The 16,813-nt window shown below is 34.0% G+C and carries 21 protein-coding genes; 14 read left to right on the top strand and 7 right to left on the bottom strand.

All coding sequences use genetic code 11. From position 1 onward, the window contains the following. The first annotated feature begins 51 nt into the window (after positions 1 to 51). Entirely contained in the window at positions 52 to 2,769 is a 2,718-nt protein-coding gene (locus NKOR_RS05245) for a hypothetical protein (protein WP_232202972.1), read from the top strand. On the opposite strand, the gene NKOR_RS05240 is transcribed toward NKOR_RS05245, so the two are convergent. Continuing rightward, positions 2,766 to 2,969: a hypothetical protein gene (locus NKOR_RS05240; RefSeq protein ID WP_014963326.1), complete on the bottom strand. Its 204-nt coding sequence runs from the start codon at positions 2,967 to 2,969 to the stop codon at positions 2,766 to 2,768. The genes NKOR_RS05245 and NKOR_RS05240 overlap by 4 nt on opposite strands. A gap of 86 nt (positions 2,970 to 3,055) precedes the next feature. On the opposite strand from NKOR_RS05240, the gene NKOR_RS05235 reads away from it, so the two are divergent. The 4 genes from NKOR_RS05235 to NKOR_RS05220 all read left to right on the top strand — a co-directional run bounded on the left by NKOR_RS05235 (position 3,056) and on the right by NKOR_RS05220 (position 5,701). Further along, positions 3,056 to 3,946: a prenyltransferase gene (locus NKOR_RS05235; RefSeq protein ID WP_014963325.1), complete on the top strand. Its 891-nt coding sequence runs from the start codon at positions 3,056 to 3,058 to the stop codon at positions 3,944 to 3,946. 31 nt (positions 3,947 to 3,977) lie between these two features. Further along, entirely contained in the window at positions 3,978 to 5,078 is a 1,101-nt protein-coding gene (locus NKOR_RS05230) for an aldo/keto reductase (protein WP_014963324.1), read from the top strand. A 71-nt stretch (positions 5,079 to 5,149) separates the two neighbouring features. Then, on the top strand, positions 5,150 to 5,515 hold the full coding sequence (locus NKOR_RS05225; RefSeq protein ID WP_014963323.1) for a DUF6659 family protein: 366 nt from the start codon (positions 5,150 to 5,152) through the stop codon (positions 5,513 to 5,515). 48 nt (positions 5,516 to 5,563) lie between these two features. Further along, positions 5,564 to 5,701 (top strand): YHS domain-containing protein, encoded by a 138-nt coding sequence (locus tag NKOR_RS05220; RefSeq protein WP_014963322.1) that lies wholly within the window; start codon positions 5,564 to 5,566, stop codon positions 5,699 to 5,701. Between the two features lie 2 nt (positions 5,702 to 5,703). Here the strand turns inward: NKOR_RS05220 and NKOR_RS05215 are convergent, their stop codons facing one another. Then, positions 5,704 to 6,648, bottom strand: coding sequence for an asparagine synthase C-terminal domain-containing protein (locus tag NKOR_RS05215; protein ID WP_014963321.1), 945 nt, complete (start codon positions 6,646 to 6,648; stop codon positions 5,704 to 5,706). Between the two features lie 109 nt (positions 6,649 to 6,757). Between NKOR_RS05215 and NKOR_RS05210 the strand changes: the two genes are divergently transcribed. Beyond that, positions 6,758 to 7,174, top strand: a complete 417-nt coding sequence (locus NKOR_RS05210; RefSeq protein WP_014963320.1) for a transcriptional regulator — start codon at positions 6,758 to 6,760, stop codon at positions 7,172 to 7,174. Here the strand turns inward: NKOR_RS05210 and NKOR_RS05205 are convergent. Together NKOR_RS05205 and NKOR_RS05200 are read right to left on the bottom strand one after the other, a co-directional pair. Beyond that, the gene (locus NKOR_RS05205; protein ID WP_014963319.1) at positions 7,171 to 7,482 is read right to left on the bottom strand and encodes an AlbA family DNA/RNA-binding protein; all 312 of its coding nucleotides are present in this window, start codon (positions 7,480 to 7,482) and stop codon (positions 7,171 to 7,173) included. The two genes, NKOR_RS05210 and NKOR_RS05205, sit on opposite strands and share 4 nt — an antisense overlap. Before the next feature lie 51 nt (positions 7,483 to 7,533). Then, a complete protein-coding gene (locus NKOR_RS05200) occupies positions 7,534 to 8,043 on the bottom strand; it encodes a DNA-directed RNA polymerase subunit K (RefSeq protein ID WP_014963318.1) in 510 nt (169 codons plus the stop codon). An 88-nt stretch (positions 8,044 to 8,131) separates the two neighbouring features. Between NKOR_RS05200 and NKOR_RS05195 the strand changes: the two genes are divergently transcribed. Next, positions 8,132 to 8,482 (top strand): cyclophilin-like fold protein, encoded by a 351-nt coding sequence (locus NKOR_RS05195; RefSeq protein WP_016939400.1) that lies wholly within the window; start codon positions 8,132 to 8,134, stop codon positions 8,480 to 8,482. Here the strand turns inward: NKOR_RS05195 and NKOR_RS05190 are convergent. Then, positions 8,464 to 8,775 (bottom strand): 30S ribosomal protein S25, encoded by a 312-nt coding sequence (locus tag NKOR_RS05190; RefSeq protein ID WP_016939924.1) that lies wholly within the window; start codon positions 8,773 to 8,775, stop codon positions 8,464 to 8,466. The genes NKOR_RS05195 and NKOR_RS05190 overlap by 19 nt on opposite strands. 101 nt (positions 8,776 to 8,876) lie before the next feature. On the opposite strand from NKOR_RS05190, the gene NKOR_RS05185 reads away from it, so the two are divergent. Beyond that, positions 8,877 to 9,089: a hypothetical protein gene (locus NKOR_RS05185; protein WP_014963315.1), complete on the top strand. Its 213-nt coding sequence runs from the start codon at positions 8,877 to 8,879 to the stop codon at positions 9,087 to 9,089. A 42-nt stretch (positions 9,090 to 9,131) separates the two neighbouring features. Here the strand turns inward: NKOR_RS05185 and NKOR_RS05180 are convergent, their stop codons facing one another. Next, complete coding sequence (locus tag NKOR_RS05180) at positions 9,132 to 10,193, bottom strand: homospermidine biosynthesis protein (RefSeq protein ID WP_014963314.1); 1,062 nt, start codon at positions 10,191 to 10,193, stop codon at positions 9,132 to 9,134. A 75-nt stretch (positions 10,194 to 10,268) separates the two neighbouring features. Here NKOR_RS05180 and NKOR_RS05175 point away from each other — a divergent pair, with 75 nt between their 5' ends. The 4 genes from NKOR_RS05175 (at position 10,269) to NKOR_RS05160 (ending at position 14,065) form a co-directional block, all read left to right on the top strand. Then, positions 10,269 to 10,604 carry a hypothetical protein gene (locus tag NKOR_RS05175; protein ID WP_014963313.1) on the top strand — a complete coding sequence of 112 codons (336 nt, stop codon included), beginning with the start codon at positions 10,269 to 10,271 and terminating at the stop codon, positions 10,602 to 10,604. A gap of 56 nt (positions 10,605 to 10,660) precedes the next feature. Beyond that, the gene (locus NKOR_RS05170; RefSeq protein WP_014963312.1) at positions 10,661 to 12,526 is read left to right on the top strand and encodes a threonine--tRNA ligase; all 1,866 of its coding nucleotides are present in this window, start codon (positions 10,661 to 10,663) and stop codon (positions 12,524 to 12,526) included. A gap of 3 nt (positions 12,527 to 12,529) precedes the next feature. After that, positions 12,530 to 13,405 (top strand): agmatinase, encoded by an 876-nt coding sequence (gene speB / locus NKOR_RS05165; RefSeq protein WP_016939399.1) that lies wholly within the window; start codon positions 12,530 to 12,532, stop codon positions 13,403 to 13,405. Between the two features lie 84 nt (positions 13,406 to 13,489). After that, the gene (locus NKOR_RS05160) at positions 13,490 to 14,065 is read left to right on the top strand and encodes a CDP-alcohol phosphatidyltransferase family protein (RefSeq protein WP_014963310.1); all 576 of its coding nucleotides are present in this window, start codon (positions 13,490 to 13,492) and stop codon (positions 14,063 to 14,065) included. Between the two features lie 2 nt (positions 14,066 to 14,067). On the opposite strand, the gene NKOR_RS05155 is transcribed toward NKOR_RS05160, so the two are convergent. After that, positions 14,068 to 14,355, bottom strand: coding sequence for a 30S ribosomal protein S26e (locus NKOR_RS05155; protein WP_012215306.1), 288 nt, complete (start codon positions 14,353 to 14,355; stop codon positions 14,068 to 14,070). 132 nt (positions 14,356 to 14,487) lie between these two features. Between NKOR_RS05155 and NKOR_RS05150 the strand changes: the two genes are divergently transcribed. Together NKOR_RS05150 and NKOR_RS05145 are read left to right on the top strand one after the other, a co-directional pair. Further along, entirely contained in the window at positions 14,488 to 15,735 is a 1,248-nt protein-coding gene (locus NKOR_RS05150; protein WP_014963309.1) for a sensor histidine kinase, read from the top strand. 207 nt (positions 15,736 to 15,942) lie between these two features. Next, entirely contained in the window at positions 15,943 to 16,812 is an 870-nt protein-coding gene (locus NKOR_RS05145) for a PfkB family carbohydrate kinase (RefSeq protein ID WP_014963308.1), read from the top strand. Position 16,813: the final 1 nt, after the last annotated feature.

Below are 16,813 nucleotides of genomic sequence, written 5' to 3'. Positions count from 1 at the left end.
TTTTTTCCTTTTTATGAAAAATAAATGGAGTGAATGATAAATGGTGAAAAAATGAAAACAAAAAAACCCCTGATTTTCTTACTTATGATATCACTACTGTTTGGAGGAATGCCTCAATACATCTTTGCCCAAAACCTAGATGTATTGTCTGATTACTCCATTAAACTTGCAATATCCCCATCTCATCTAGAAACAGGATTTGCAACACATAATGTGGGATATTTTTATGTTCTAAGTAAACAAGGTGTTCCAATTACATCATCTAATGACGTATCAGTCAGCTTGAGCTCTGATGATCCTTCTATTGCAAGTGTTCCTCCTAGAATAATTTTGGAGGCTAATAAAGAATTTGTATCATTCCCGATAACCACAAGTGACAAGTCTGGCCAAACAACAATAACTGCAACACTTAATGGCAAAACAACTTTCCAAAAAATAGAAATAGGAACTGATGAATCTTATCTTCCCGACGACTTAATTTTGGAATTACATTTGCCCACAAATGAAATGCATGTAAATTCCAAAATGCCTTTTTCTGTATTTCTTAAAACTTCTGATGGGAATGTAGTTCGAGCTCCTGATGATATCTTGATAAAATTGGAATACGAAACATCCTTGGCTACTCCTGAAAACGACATCTTAACTATAAACAGAGGTGATTATTATGCTTGGGGTGTTGTATATGCACATGAAAAAACAGGAAACACATTCTTGAGAGCAATTAATGATGAAACTGGCCTTGATGTGGCAAAAAGCATCAAAATCTCTTCTACTTTGCCTACTGCATTACAATTATCAATATATCCAAAAATGATTCCTGCTGAAATTGACAGAAAACTGGATGTTTTTGTAACTGTTGTGGATTCTGACGGAAATCCTACAAAAACACCACATGACATCCCTTTGACTTTTTTCTCTAGTGAACAATACCCAATTGGTGAGAAATTAGATGATTTTGTAAAATCTGAAAAACCTGTAATTAAGAAAGGCGAATTTGGCTTTTTACTACGAGAGAAATTTAGTTTGCAAAACCTTCTTGTGAATGATATACTAATTGGTGTTAATGCAGAAGGATATGGAACTGCAATTGATACGTTTAGAACGGTTGGTGAATCTATTGTGTTAGAAAAAAATACTAAAAAAAGTTTAACGTCTTCTAACTTTGGGTTTGACACAAAGAATTATGAAAAATCTGTTTCTGTTTTTGGATTGGATAAAATTCCAAGTAATGCTACAGCGTATTTCACTTATCAATTCTCATTAATTGAAGATGATGGAGACGACGATGGTATAAGATCTGATGGTACTGAAATTGAAATTCATCCAGAATGTAAGACACAATCTAATGAATCCAATTTGAATAATGACTCAGATTCTGAAATCACTCACAACACTGAACTTGATTCTGAAAACATGCTTTTGTATTCTATTGATTGTCTTGGAGACGGTGAATTGTATCCTGCACAATCTGGTGAAAGTTTGTACAGTGACGGATATGTCCAAAAAATCAATGTGATATCAAGTGATGATGAAATAGGGAAAATCGTTGATGGCGGTAAAGTTCCAAGTAGTTATTCTTTTGGTACTGCCAAAATATCAACTGGGCAAAAAACAGGTCCTCTGACAATATCTGCCTCAATTAATGGTGTTGGTACAGGTTCATTTACTACTGAAGTCATAAACACATTGGAGCAAAAGAAGGTCAGAATATTTTCCCCTACTGGAGACAACAGCTTAATCTTTGATAGGGATGGGTATTTTGATGTATTTTTAATCGCAATGGATGGAAATGAGCGCCCAAAAGTTATGAAAGATGCTGGGAAATACTTGATTACTCCTACTAATGGATTAATAGAAATTCCTAAAGATGAAACATTTGCATTTACTAAATTAAGAAGCGATACATTTGATGTTTCTGAAGATGAAACCACTGTTACCCTTAGCGTTGAGCCAATTGGCGAAAAAACAAAATCTGAATTAAAGTCGAGCAAAACATTTGTCACTTGGCCTACTTCAAAATTACAAATATTTTTCCCAACTGATAAAATTAATGCGGAACATGAAAATAATATTGGAATTGTTCAATTAGTTGATTTACAAGGAAATCCTGTAATTCCAAAGTTTGATGTTAAATCAAAAATCACATCCTCTCATGATTCTGTTATTCAGGTGATTGATGATGCAGTAATTCCCGCAGGATCCTCTTACATCTCATTTCCTATTAAGACTACTGGTTCTATTGGAAATTCTGTAATTCATGCAAGTGCAAAGGGTGTTAGTGGTACTTCATATGAAATTGACACTGCATCTTCTCAAACCCAGTTGATGATCTCTAGTGGTGGGCTTGCAAGTGAAGTTAAAGTTGACGAGTCAATAGAATTTAGATTATTTGTAGATGATGAAAATGACCAATCTGTTCCAAATGCATTAATAAAAATTATCACTGAAGATAATGTCCTGTTTAATCCTGATGTTGTTAGAACAAGTTCCGATGGTAGTGCCATTGTGAGTTTGACTGCATTTGAAGGTCCATCGATCTCATTTGACATAATTGCAACTGCTGAAGGGTATGCTGAAGGCCAGGATTCATTCACTGTAAACGTTGACGCTCCTCAAAAAACATTTGATGCAATTGATTTGGAATTACCTGAATGGATAATTTACATTGTAATTGCAGGAATTCTTATGGTTGGTGTTGTTGTCTTTATGTTCTTAAAGAAATCAAAAACCAATATTGAAGAAGAATGGGAAGAAGAGGAAGAACTCTAATTTCTTCTTTTTTTATCTCGGCAAACCCCACACAGATAGTTTTTTTTAAAATTCTCTAATTCTACTAGAAATTCTTGAGTTTGATAGTATGATTCTCCTGTCTGAAGTCCTCCTGGCACCTTTTTTCCACAATCTGTGCAGAAAACATCTGTGTCAAATTTCACTCTCTTCTCATTGTCTAAAACTCTGCCAATTATCATGATTGGGTTTGATTGATTTTTTTAATAAATACTGGCTTTAATACAAAACTCATGAATATTATACTAAAAAAATTATATTATTCTTGATGCTCACTGTATGGTTTAGAGTCATTCGAATTCGTTTTTTGTTTGCATCTATAATTGCAGTCTCTGTAGGTCTTGCTTTGAATTGGTGGCAAAATTCAACTATTGATGTATTTGATGCATTTTTGACTTTTGCAGGAGTTTTGGCACTTCATGCGAGTGTTGATTTACTAAATGATTTTTGGGATTTTAAACGTGGAATAGATGCAAAGACTCCAAAAACAAAGATGAGTGGTGGAACTGGTGTTCTTCCAGAAGGATTACTAAAACCATCTAGTGTATATCGCGCTGGAATTGCATTTCTATTAATTGGCTCTGCAATTGGGGCATATTTTGTAATTACTGATGGAATAATCATTGCAATTATTCTGGGATTTGCAATACTGTCTATCTACTTTTACTCTACAAAAATTGTTGATTCTGGATTAGGGGAATTTTTTGTTGCAGTAAAGGGGGCTATGATTATAATGGGAACTTTTTTTATTCAATCTGGACAAATAACTACCGAATCAATTCTTGCAGGAATGGTTGTTGGCTCTCTGTCTTCGTTGGTTTTATTCATTGCATCGTTTCCAGATCATGATGCAGACAAATCAAAAGGCAGAAAAACACTGGTGATAGTGGTTGGAAAACAAAATGCAACAAAACTGTTTTGGATATTTCCCTTTGTATCTTGCTCTGCAATAATTGTGGGTGTATCTCTAAATCTGTTTCCTCTTCTTTCTTTGATTAGTTTTTTGAGCATTCCTTTGGTGATAAAATCTGGATTTGGTTTAAAGAAAACCTATGATTCTGTTGAAAAATTAATTCCTTTCATGTCTTCTACTTTGATGTTTAGTAGAATTACAGGCGTCTTGTTTGTTATTAGTTTTTTACTTGATTCTGTGGTCTAAACATAAATTTAGTTAGAATTAAACCAAAAATATGATTACTGGATTTGCAACTCCTGACGGAACCAAAAAATTTGCTCAAAATTCAGGTGTAAATCAAGAGAATTTTAAGGAATTTCAAAACCTTACTCTGTCAAATGTTGGAATTGGGACTTACCTTGGTGATGCTGATGCTAGAACTGATGAATTAGTGACTAGTGCAGTAAAACAGTCTATTTTATCTGGAGTGAATGTTGTAGATACTGCAATAAATTATCGTGCACAGAAAGCAGAACGCTCTGTTGGAAAAGCAATTTCAGAACTCGTTGAAGAAAACAAGATTTCACGTGATCAGATATTTGTCTCAACAAAGAATGGATACGTCACAAATGATGCTGATGTTCAGCTTGGATTTTGGGAATATGTCAAAGAAGAGTATGCTCAAAAAGGTGTTGTCAAAGAAGGAGACATCACATCTGGCTACCATTGTATGACTACTACATATCTTTCAGATCAATTAGATCGTAGTTTGAAAAATCTTGATTTAGAATGTGTTGATTTGATGTATCTTCATAATGCAATGGAAGGTCAGATTAAAGATGTCTCTCGAGAACAATTTTTGAAAAACCTTCAATCTGTATTTGAATTGTATGAACAAAAACGCGATGAAGGAAAAATTAAATTCTATGGAATGGCTACTTGGGAATGCTTTAGAGTTGCAAATGATAATCCACAATACCTTTCGTTAGAAGATACAGTAAATATGGCAAAAAAGGTTGGTGGAGAAAATAATGGATTCAAGTTTATTCAATTACCATTCAATTTGTATTATGATCAAGCGTTACTTGGAAAAACCCAAACAATTGAAAATAATCCTGTTTCTGTATTAGAATCTGCCACAAGATTGGGAATTGGTGTTTTTACTAGTGTTCCATTAATGCAAGGCAGGTTATTACAACCTGGTGTGATGCCTGAATTTAGTGATTTGAAACCTTCTGTAAGAGCACTTCAATTCATACGCTCAAGTCCAGGTGTATTGGCTCCTCTGATTGGACAAAAATCTTCAGAACATGTTTCTGAAAATCTCGAAGTAATGAAAATTCCTCCTTATTCTGAAGACGAGTTCCTTGGTCTTGTCAAAAAATTAACTTCTTGAGATGCTTTTTTCATAACTTTGTTCAAAATTTTGTAGAAAGATAATAAATGGGCTTTTTGAGTAGTGAATGCATGTCTGCAAAGATTTATGATTATTCAAAAATCTGTGATTCAATTTTATCCATTGATTCAAAAATTAGATTTGCAGGTGTGATTAATGAACGAGGTCGATTGGTTGCAGGTGGTATGAAACCAAATGTTGAACCTTTGGAAAACGAAAAGGATGATGAGATGATTTTCATGGAGCTTGCATTACGTGTTAAAATGAGAAAAGAGTTTGATAAGCAACTAGGTGTAGTAAATTTTGCAATGGCCTCACGTGAAAGAGCATTGGCAATAAGTGTCCCAATTAATGAGGATATTTTGTATGTTGTATCTGAACCTGATTCTGATTATGGCGCATTGCCAAAAAAAATACTTGAAATTGTTAATTCCTAGTACGATCTTTTGGTGAATCTATAAATAGAATTTACATAAGAAAAATTTGTGCCAGTTGATCCTGTTTGTGGAATTGAACTTGATGAAGAATTAGCATTACTTCATGAACATGATGGAAAGAAATTTTATTTCTGCTGTAATGGTTGCAGAAGAATATTTATCAAAAAACCTCGTAAATACAAATAAGATTAGATTGGAAATGCTCCGCACATCCTGCAAAATTTTGAGTTCACTATCTTGTGCTTGCAGTACGGGCATGTATTTTTAGCATCTTTATCTACAGGTGATCCATACAATTTCTTAAAAATTTCATAATAATGCATTGATTCTCTGCTTCTAATAATCACGTCATCTTCTTTTTCGACAGTTAATTTTTTTTCCACATATTTTTCTTCTTCAATGATTGATTCAAACAAATTTGTTAGTCCCGATGTTCCTGAACCTTCCTGCATAGGTGATTTCTCTCTCCATACAATTTGCTCAGGAAGGTATTTTTCAAAAGTTTTTCGCAATATCCACTTGCCATGTTTTTTCTCACCCTCTTTTTTTATCTTCAAATTTGCTGGAATCTTTTTTGCAAGATTGACTACTTTTTCATTTAGGAATGGCGATTCAATCTCTATTCCCAACGCTTTTCCTATCTCTTGTGTTGGAAAATGCATAATTGAGCATACTCTGTTGATTTCCGATTCTAGTTCTTTTTCGGGTTTGTGAACTAAAAAATTGTACCCTGCAAACAATTCATCTGCTCCGTCTCCAGTAATTATTGATTTTATTCCATTATTTTTTGCCCATTTTATGGCAAGATACATCACAACATTGTTTCTGATCTCAATATCGTTGAAATTTTTTAAAATTTTTATTGTTTGCTCAACTGCTTCTAAAATATCCGCTGTTTTCACATTGTAAATTGTTAATGGTAACTCCATTTCTTTTGAAACCAATTGACAATATGTAAGATCAGTTGAAACAAAATCCTCTGCAATTATTGCAAGTGTTTTTGGTTTTCTTTCCTTGAGAAAATATGCAATAATTGAACTATCTAATCCTCCTGATAGTGAAATTAAATCCGATTTGCATGATTTACATGATTTCTCTAGTGTATCGTAAAGTTCCTTAGATGTCTCATCCAATGCAAAATAAATTATTTTGAAATTAAAATAGCTATGCCTAATTTGACACGTAAAATCATCTGTCTTGTAATTGCAAACTTTAAATTCTTTATAGAGCCCTTGAGAATTAATGCTACTTCCTGCAGAAATTGAATCGAAAACTCTTATTCCTGCTTTACGCGCAATTCTTGCAAAAAAGCTTGCAGAAGATCACAATATTCGAGAAGATGAAATTTCTAAAATGCTTGGAGTCACACAAGCTGCAGTAAGCAATTACATTCGAGGTACAAGAGGGGATCCATCTTTGATTGCAAAACTTTTGGCAGAAAAACAAGTTTCAGATTTGATTGATGAACTTAGTTCAAATCTTTCATCTGATATGGCATACACCCCATCTAGCTTGTCCAAATTCATAGGATTGTGTAATTACATCAAATCAAGCTTGTTAATCTGTGAAATTCATCATAACTTGGAATCTAATATTGATGAACAAGTATGCAAAGAATGTGAAAACATGCTTTTGAAAGGCCCTGGTAGCGTTTACTAACACTTAATCAAAATAATCTCTATCGTTGATGTCATTCTTCCAATACCAGCTGCTGCATCTGTATCTAGTGTAATTTTTTCTACTTTGGAATTACCTTTTAGCATTTTTTCAGTGATGATGTTTGCAACTGCAACTGCATTTGGAATTGAGTTTCCTTTTGATCTAATGATTACTTTTTTTGTATTTCCTATGGTTGATAACACATCAACTGCAGATTGCATTACAGGATCATTTCCAATATGCACAACAGTTTCAGACTTTTTGGTCTGCTCTTGACCGTGCGGTTCACTTGTCTCTTCCATGAGCATTATTCAACAATCAGCAATTTTGTCTTCTTTTAAGTTTTATCGACCAATGATTCATTTTTCAAAATAGTCGATAGGAATATTTTGGTAATCCCCGTTTGGAAGAACTCTTCTAATTGTGATTGGGATCACTCTTTGTTCTAATTCTTCCATTGAAATATCCAATGAAATCCTTGCAGTTTTTGGAATTGGGATAAATGGCGGTGCTCCTAAAGATAACTGCAATGCTCTTGCACCCATAATTCTTGCCTTTTCAAATCTGGTCAATGTTGGTGGCCCAATTGTAATTTTTCCTTTTTCACAAGGTATCTCAACTGGCTCATGTTCTATAATTGTCTCAACAATTTCTCTGGATTCAATTTCTTTAATTCTCTTTTCAAGATCATCTTGTTCTTTTTCAGTTAGTGGGTCTGCATCCACTTTTTTCTCAATTAATTTTCGATATGTGTCTAGTGCTTTGGTTAGTCCTGCGTTAGTTTCAACTTCTATTTCGTCAACTTCCTCAGTTGCAGGAATTTCATCTTCGGCAACTTCTACTACTTCGGTTTTATTGACATCAGACAAGTACCGATTTTTTCTTAAAACGTTATATAATCTAATCATTTTAAACTACGAATTGAGCACCTCTTCTGTATCTAGAAAACAACTAATTTTGGAGATTAGAGATAAAGCAAAAATCACATGTGATCTGAAACGACATCTGTCTCCTCGAACTGTTGGGACGATTATGAGATCTTTGCCATTGGAGGGACATGCTCATCTTTTAGGAAAAAGTATTGTTTATTTTGAAACTTCAGTTGACTCTGGAATAGAGCGTGCAAGATCAGAATTCAAAAAAGGCGATGTTGCATTCTTGCCTTCTTCTGGAAGTTTTTGTTTTTTTACAAACAATGTGGAGGCTGCAAAAACAATGACTCCTATAGGAAAACTGACCGGAAATGTTGATGCATTAAAGGATGTTAAATCTGGAGATGTATTGTGTATCTATGAGGAGACTGCTTGATACAAGTGGTGTCCTGAATAACCGCCAACTCGCTTTACAATTCCTTTTTCTGCAGATTCTTTTAGAAATTTGTTTGCTGCAGAAATTTTTACACCTGTTTGTCTTGCCATGTCTTGAACTGTAATTACTTTGGAACTTTGGATGATCTTCATTGCTTGTTGTTCGTTAACCATTACTGTGATCTCTGCTTTCTTTGGACCGCCTTCACCTTTGTCTTTCTTACTCTTTTTGGAATCTTTAGGAGTAGATGATGAATCTTTTTTTGCGGCTGTTGGTTTTTTTGCTCCACCCATAAACTGTGAAAAAAATATTCCTCTTATAAACGATGGAGATATGATTTCGTTCTCACCTCTAAAATTTTCAAATATAAATAACATATTGGATATGAGATTGTATGGGTGTAGTGTCAAAAGGCGCAAAATGTAATGTTGATGGATGTGACAAAGATGGGGCCCGTTCACTAAATACAACCAAAGTTGAAAATGCCGGATTGCGAGTAAATTCGACAGGCAAAAAAACAGTTCTTTGCAAGGAGCATTACAAAGAATACAAAAAAGAATCTAAAGATGACCGTGAACTTGAACGTGCAAGATTTGACAGATTTTAGCCTAATAGAAAAATACTGATAATTTCTAGCACTTTGAAGTGATTACTTGTTATTCAAATAATCTGACTCTAATTTTTTATAGAATTTGTCCAGGTGTTTGAAAATTCTTTTTGGTTTTCTTCTTTTTTGTGTGCTAATTGCATATAATGCCAGAATCGGAAATGCAATTGTTGCATCTGCATAGACAGTAATTACATCTTCATGTGCATCTTGAACTTTTCCCCAACTCTTTCCTTCTTGTAATGTTGCCCCTGAAAGACCTCCTGTGTCTGGTCTAGCATCAGTAATTTGTATAATGTAATCTTGCCCTCCGTCATCTCTGTTTAGAATCTGGTCTAGTGTGGGTCCTGTTTGCTGAGCTGTGTTCTTTGGAACTCCTCCCCCCAATTCCAAAATTCCTGATTTTTTTGAGTTGTATAGAATTGCAGCTTGTTCTAATAATTCTTTAACAAAATCAAAATTGTATTTTTTGCCACGTAATCTATGTACTGCTAAATTCATAGCAATTGACGAGTCTCCAATCGTTGAAATGTATACTGGAACATCATACTTGTATGCTGATGCTAAGAAACTTTTTTCTGGATCTTTAGCTTTTTCTTGAGTCATTTTTCCTATGAAATTACACAGTTCTGCACTAGTGAATGATTTTTCAATAAATTTTTCTTTAAACATGTCTTGCATTATTTTGTCTTCTGCCTTCATTGTTTTTTCAAAATCAATATACACATCACGAATTCTTACAATTCCTTTTTCATACAGAATCATGTCATCCACATCAAAATGTCCTTGTTTTACAGGTAATTTGTGTGCAAAATGATCTTCATGATATACATTAGCTCCTGTTGTGATAATCCAGTCTACAAACCCTCTCTCAATTAATGATTTGAAGATTCCTCCAAATCCTACTGGTGTCATTGCCCCTGCAATAGTTAAACAAATTGTGGCTCCTTCATCTATCATTTTTGCAAAAAGTTTTGCAGCTTCTCCTAATTGCCTCCCGTTATATCCTGATTGAGCATAGACCTCTACAATATCTTCAATCTTCATATTGGGTTTCAATTCAATATGAGGAATATTTTTTCCATGGAAATTGTGATGGTCCATTTTTACTGACAGTTTCTCAGAGTAAATAATACTTGCGACTAAACTTTAAACTATCATTTGCATATTGAAAATATCTTGAATGTTGTTGATTTGCATGATCCAAAGAGAGTGAACAGGATACCTGATGAGACTAAAGTTTTATTTTCTTCAGGAAGTTTCATGCAAGACGAGTTTAAGATTCTAAAAGTAGAGTTGCGTCTGTATGTTGAAAGGACTGATGAACATTTAGGGGATTTTTCTCTGATCACTTCTTTTGTGGAGACCGACAAAGGTACGGTGGAGATGATTTATGATGAAGGGTATCGTGGAGCAGACTCTTTGAAAAGGGCATCGGAATTTCTTACCTCCAATCTAGGCATATCTGGACTTATTTTACGCTCAGTGATTTCATTACGTGATAAAATGTCTTAAAAAAATTCTGGCATTTCAGCAAACACTTATTTCAATTGTCTTTTCTGTTTGAAATTATGCGAATATTGCAATTACACTGTGATAGTATAGAGTATACTCCTACAAAAAAGGAGATCAAATCAGCTGAGGAAATTGAAAACCCTCAAACTCAAAGATTTGAAGAGATTGTAGTTGCATTTGTTGCAATTGAAGATGGTGATGATTCGTCTGTTGCAAAAAACGCAATATCTCAGATAAAAAACTCAATGGAAAAAATTGGGTGCAAGAAATTATTGTTATATCCTTATGCTCATCTTAGCTCAAATCTTGCAAAACCCTCTATTGCAATGTCTTTGTTACTGGAAATGGAAGATGGAGCATCAGATCTTGAAGTTTCTCATTCTCCTTTTGGTTGGACAAAGTCTTACAAAGTGCAAGTTAAAGGACACCCTCTAGCTGAAAGCTCCAAAGTTGTAACAAAAGATTCTGCATCTTCTAAAGATGAGGAAGTTACATCAGATGCACTAAAAGGGGAATCTACTATTCGCTCTTATTGGAAAATAATGTCTCCTGATGGAACAATGACAAACATTGGTGACTTTGATTTTTCTAATCACAAGAAATTAGAAATATTGGCAAAATATGAATCTGCAAAACAACGTCAGGTTGATGAACCTCCTCCTCATGTTGCATTGATGAAAAAACTTGCAATTGCAGATTATGAACCTGCTTCTGATTCGGGAAACATGAGATTTTTTCCAAATGGTCGTTTAATAAAATCACTAATTGAAAGGTATGTCACTGACCGTGTAAAGGAGTATGGCGGTTATGAAGTTGAAACTCCAATTATGTATGATTCCGAACACCCAAGTATGGTTAGTTACTTTAATCGATTTCCTGCAAGACAATACAATATTAATTCAGAGGGAAAGAAACTTTTTTTGAGATTTGCAGCATGCTTTGGACAATTTTTAATGGCAAATCACTTTCAAATGTCATACAAAAATCTGCCTTACAGGCTATATGAGCTCACGAGATACAGCTTTAGACGTGAACAATCAGGTGAACTAGTTGGATTGAGAAGACTTCGTGCATTCACAATGCCTGATTGCCATGCATTTTGTAAAGATATTCCACAAGCCATAGATGAGATAAAGGTTAGATTTGATTTGTCTCAAAGTGTTCTGAAAGAATTGGGAATAGATGATTCTGATTATGACATGGCAATTCGATTTACTGAAGATTTTTACAATGAAAATAAATCTTCAATCGAAGAACTTGTCAAAAAACATGGAAGACCCGTACTTGTTGAAATGTGGAAAGAAAAATTCTTTTATTTTGTTTTAAAATGGGAATTCAATTTTATTGATAATTTAGGAAAAGCATCTGCATTATCTACAGATCAAATAGATGTTGAAAATGGTAAACGATATGGGATAGAATTTATCGATGAGAATAACACTGCACAAAATCCAATCATTTTGCACAACTCTCCAAGCGGTGCAATTGAACGCATAATCTATGCCTTGTTGGAAAAGGCAGCTGATGACTCAAAGAAAGGTAAAAAACCACAATTTCCATTATGGCTTGCGCCTACCCAAGTTAGAATTATTCCATTAAAAGAAGAATTTTATGATTTTTGTGAAAATCTATGTAACAAAATCTCTGCACAAAATGTACGTGTAGATGTTGATGACAGAAATGAAAGCATTGGAAAAAGAATACGTGAAGCAGAAAAAGAATGGATTCAATACATTCTAGTAATCGGCGAAAAAGAGGCAGGTTCTGAGCATCTTAGCATTCGTGATAGGCAGACAGGAAATGTCAGAGAGTTGTCTTTTGGTGATTTTATGAATGAAATTAACAAACAAACTTCAGACAAACCCTTTACCGGATTGAATCAATCAGTACATCTTTCAAAAAGACCTCAGTTGATGGTGTAGGCTATGAGTTTTCTTGATTTATACATGAACAAAAATCCCCTGATAACTGCTTCGGATGATGACTCTGAACCTGTAGCAACTGTCTTTGGCATTCCATTTGATGCAACTCATTCTTACAAACCTGGTTGTAGATTTGGTCCTGATTCAATCAGAGATTCTTTTAACAACATTGAGATATTTCATCCTGAACTATCTGTGGATTTAGAAACTGTAAACATTGAAGATCTGGGAAATACCCGTCATACTGTTGTCGCATCTGAAATGATTGACATGGTAAAAAAAATTACCGCTGAACTTGTTGCAAAAAAACGCCAGTTGTTTATTCTGGGAGGTGAGCACTCTATAACTTATGGAACATACACTAGTTTTCCAAAAGAAACTGGTTATGTTGTATTTGATGCCCATTATGACTTGAGAGATGAGTTTGCTGATATCAAACTTAGTCATGCATCTTATCTTAGACGAATTGTTGAAGAAAGAGGTGCTCAAAACATTCTACATGTTGGAGCACGTGCATTTGTTAAAGAAGAACTGGAATTTTTAACCGAACATAAAATCAAAACTATTACCGATAAGGAAATCCGTGATGGAAAAGGCCCTCAATTACTAAAAGATCATGTTTCTACTTTTGACATGATTTATTCTAGTTTTGATCTTGATGTACTTGATCCAGCATTTGCACCTGGAGTTGGAAATCCTGAAGCTACAGGAATAACATCCAGAGAACTCTTTGACATGATTTACTCTCTTCAAGAAACCAAGGTGACTGGCGTAGATATTGTAGAGCTAAATCCATATCATGATAATGGTGCAACTGCTTCTCTTGCAGCAAAGATAATGTCTACGCTTATCGCAATTAATCTGTCTCATAACAAATAAACTACAAATTTCAAAAAATTGACCACTTTTCACATTGATTTTATTCCTATTCACTTTATTAGCTAGTGTTGCTGGGGTTATCACGTGTTAAATAATCTCCGAGAATCTCTCAAACCAACACTTGAAAAAATTGGTAAAGGATTTGCATCCACTGGATTGTCCCCAAACTTTTGGACTGCAGCAGGGTTGGCAATTGCATTCCTTTCTGCAATAGTCTATGGACTTGGAATTGGAATAACATCCTTAGTTGTTGGTGGAATTTTGTTACTTGTTTCAGGATTCTTTGATATGGTAGATGGACAAGTGGCACGAGTTACTGGAAAAACGTCTCAGAAAGGCTCGTATCTTGATTCCATGTTTGACAAAATTGCAGAGACTGCAATATTTTTAGGAATTCTTGTTGGTGGATATGCAGAACCTTATTTGGTATTGCTTGCAATAACTTTATCATTACTGGTAAGTTATGCTAGAGCAAAATCTGATGCAATAAATGTAAAACTACAAGGTGTTGGAATTGGAGAAAGAGCAGAACGATTGCTTGTGATTGCAATTATTGGAATTATTGGATTTATGGAAATTGCAGTAATCATTGTTGTAATTATTGCAGCAATAACATTAATTCAAAGAATGATTGTTACTGCAAAAAACATCCAAGAATAATACTATCGTAGCTTTCCACGTTTTCTTCTATTATCTGCAGATCTAATTTTTAGAATCTTAAAGTGAATTGCACATGATATGCAATACCATTTTAGAACTGTGGGTGATGCAATATATGCTCCTTGAGCTCGTAGTTCTTTTGCTAATGTGTGTTCAACTAGATTTAATCTAGATGTGACTTTTTTTGCCTTGTCTTTTGGGACTGTTTGTCCGCAGTTTGTACATTGTACAACACCTGAGGATCCTTTTCCTCCTTTTGTACGACCTCTACTTGCGCGCTTAAGTGGCATGCACGTAAGCTGATTTGCCTCTTTATATTCTTGATGGCGTCTATTTCATTTTTTGACTAGGTTTTCAAAAATCTATTGCGTGTTTCTCATAGGACTGCCTTGTTTTATAGTGGTTACGAAAATACGATTATCATGAGCCCAAAAAACATGATCGTTTTTCTTGTCCTAATTCAATTAATTTTGATTGGTTCTACTTTTTCAATATTGTATGCATATTCTCTTGAGCAAAAAAACTATGCCGATTTTGTAAATGTGGCTGGAAAAAATCGCTTTCATACTGCATTTACAATACACACGTTATCTGAATTTGAGTCTGGTGATATTGGGAAATCTGAACTTTTGTCACAATATGATAATATGCGTCAAAATATCTCTTTGTTGAGACATGGGGGTGATTTGAATGGAGAATACATGCCTCCTTTACCTGCATCTTTTAATTCTGATTTGACATCTGTTGAAGAGAAATTCAAACAATTTGAAGATTTGGCAGATGAACTAATCAATGCAAAAAACTTAGAAATTGAATTAGATGAATCATTTTTCACAAAACATGAAACACTTGAAACTGAACTAATTGGTGTAACTGAAACATTAACTGTGAATATTACTGATGAATTTGAAAACATATCTTATGAACAAGAACGTTTGGAAATAATTTTGCCTATTCTCAACGGAATTGTTTATGTCATTACAATACTGACAATTTTTAAAATTTTACAAAAAGAAGGAAAGAAATTACAAAAATTAGAAAAACTTTATGCAATTGGCCAAATGTCTTCTCGATTGGCACATGATTTGAGAAACCCTATACATGTGATAAAGATGAATCTTGAACTTTTGAAAAGGAATTCTGGTATTGAACAATCTGTTAAAGACAAATACAATAGAATTGAACGCTCTGTTGCGGATATGAATTACATAATTGATGATGTGTTGGAATTTGTAAAAACAAAGGAACTTAATTTGGAAAGACATTCTCTTCTAAAAATAATATCCGAGTCAGTTTCAAGTCTTAATGTGCCTGCTGATATCCAGATTGAACTTCCTAAGGAAGATGTATCATTAACTTGTGATGGTAGAAAAATTCAAGCCATGATTGTAAACCTTGTCGTAAATTCTTTTGATGCAATAAAAAAGAAAGGAACCATTACGATAAAACTTGAAGACAATCCTAATCATGTAACAATACAAGTAATTGATTCTGGTCCCGGTATTCCTGATGATATAAAATCAAAGATTTTTGAACCACTATTTACGTCAAAAGATACTGGTACAGGACTTGGACTTGGAATCAGTAAAAATATAGTAAATCAGCACGGCGGTAAAATGTCTGTTGAAAATAATCCTACAACATTTACAATCGTTTTGCCAAAAAAGTAGTTCTGTTTCTCCTAAAACTTGATAAAAACAACTGCATGTTTTAATGCAAGGGATTGCAATTCCCATTACAGATCATGCGCGGTCTATGTCATAGCTGTTTTACCTCTGGAGTTGAATTATTCCTCCTCAAAGGCAAAATTTTGTGCAAAGAATGTTTTGACAAAAACAATGCAAAAAACTAAATCTGTTATTATTTGACAAAGAGAAATGAAATTAGCTGTATTTGCTCACTGTGCTATCGACACAATTACTATTGATAGTTCTAATTACGAGCAAGTTGGCGGCTCCGCATGTTATTGTGGTCTTACTGCAAGAGAGTTCAAATTTGATGTTGATTTATTTACAAAATTTGGAAATGACTTTCCAAAACAATATCTTTCTAATAACAAAATAAATTTTATAAATTCTGAATCTGTGAAAAATACTACAAAATTTGCAATATCTATTACTGGTGCTGATAGAACCTTGAAACTTGAAAATGAATGTGAGCCAATTGAATATTCTAATACAAAAGCAGATGGGCACCTTGTTAGTCCAATCTACCATGAAATTTCTGCTGATGTGCTAAAAAAAATTAAAGATGATTCTAATTTTTTATTTGTTGATCCTCAAGGCTTTCTTAGACAAAAAGATTCTCAAAATAATGTTTTGTTACAAAAAAATGATATTGATCTGTCTGGTGTTAGTGCAATCAAAGTAAATCCAGAAGAAGCTCAACAACTTGTAAATGGCACTCATGATGAAATGATGGTATCACTTCAGAAAAAAGGTGCAGAATATGTGTTACTTACAAACAAAGCTCAAGTGTCTATGTTAGTTAAAGATAAGGTGTACTCTATTACATTACCTAACAAAGATATTCATGATACAACTGGGATTGGAGATATTTTTTGTGCAGCATTTTGTTGCACTATGCTAAAAGAGAAGGACTTTTTGTGGGCGTTATGTTTTGCAGGAGGTGCTGCACAGGCTGCACTTGACTCTAAAAATATTGGATTACAAAAAATACCTCGTAAAGGAACAATTCAAAATAATGCCTCTTATTTTTATAATTTAGTAAAATTCCGAGACCTGTAAT

Source organism: Candidatus Nitrosopumilus koreensis AR1, assembly GCF_000299365.1.
In the GTDB taxonomy this organism is placed as follows: Archaea; Thermoproteota; Nitrososphaeria; order Nitrososphaerales; family Nitrosopumilaceae; genus Nitrosopumilus; species Nitrosopumilus koreensis.
The sequence above is the reverse complement of the archived record's forward strand: the minus strand, read 5'-3'. Positions and strand labels throughout refer to the sequence as shown.

What these genes read in the sequence shown, in the direction of transcription:
- NKOR_RS05245 (WP_232202972.1), top strand. Translation starts at nt 52, where the DNA reads ATGAAAACAAAAAAACCCCTGATTTTCTTACTTATGATATCACTACTG.
- NKOR_RS05240 (WP_014963326.1), bottom strand. Translation starts at nt 2,969, where the DNA reads ATGATAATTGGCAGAGTTTTAGACAATGAGAAGAGAGTGAAATTTGAC.
- NKOR_RS05235 (WP_014963325.1), top strand. Translation starts at nt 3,056, where the DNA reads ATGCTCACTGTATGGTTTAGAGTCATTCGAATTCGTTTTTTGTTTGCA.
- NKOR_RS05230 (WP_014963324.1), top strand. Translation starts at nt 3,978, where the DNA reads ATGATTACTGGATTTGCAACTCCTGACGGAACCAAAAAATTTGCTCAA.
- NKOR_RS05225 (WP_014963323.1), top strand. Translation starts at nt 5,150, where the DNA reads ATGTCTGCAAAGATTTATGATTATTCAAAAATCTGTGATTCAATTTTA.
- NKOR_RS05210 (WP_014963320.1), top strand. Translation starts at nt 6,758, where the DNA reads ATGCTACTTCCTGCAGAAATTGAATCGAAAACTCTTATTCCTGCTTTA.
- NKOR_RS05205 (WP_014963319.1), bottom strand. Translation starts at nt 7,482, where the DNA reads ATGCTCATGGAAGAGACAAGTGAACCGCACGGTCAAGAGCAGACCAAA.
- NKOR_RS05190 (WP_016939924.1), bottom strand. Translation starts at nt 8,775, where the DNA reads ATGGGTGGAGCAAAAAAACCAACAGCCGCAAAAAAAGATTCATCATCT.
- NKOR_RS05185 (WP_014963315.1), top strand. Translation starts at nt 8,877, where the DNA reads ATGGGTGTAGTGTCAAAAGGCGCAAAATGTAATGTTGATGGATGTGAC.
- NKOR_RS05180 (WP_014963314.1), bottom strand. Translation starts at nt 10,193, where the DNA reads ATGGACCATCACAATTTCCATGGAAAAAATATTCCTCATATTGAATTG.
- NKOR_RS05170 (WP_014963312.1), top strand. Translation starts at nt 10,661, where the DNA reads ATGCGAATATTGCAATTACACTGTGATAGTATAGAGTATACTCCTACA.
- speB (WP_016939399.1), top strand. Translation starts at nt 12,530, where the DNA reads ATGAGTTTTCTTGATTTATACATGAACAAAAATCCCCTGATAACTGCT.
- NKOR_RS05155 (WP_012215306.1), bottom strand. Translation starts at nt 14,355, where the DNA reads ATGCCACTTAAGCGCGCAAGTAGAGGTCGTACAAAAGGAGGAAAAGGA.
- NKOR_RS05150 (WP_014963309.1), top strand. Translation starts at nt 14,488, where the DNA reads ATGAGCCCAAAAAACATGATCGTTTTTCTTGTCCTAATTCAATTAATT.
- NKOR_RS05145 (WP_014963308.1), top strand. Translation starts at nt 15,943, where the DNA reads ATGAAATTAGCTGTATTTGCTCACTGTGCTATCGACACAATTACTATT.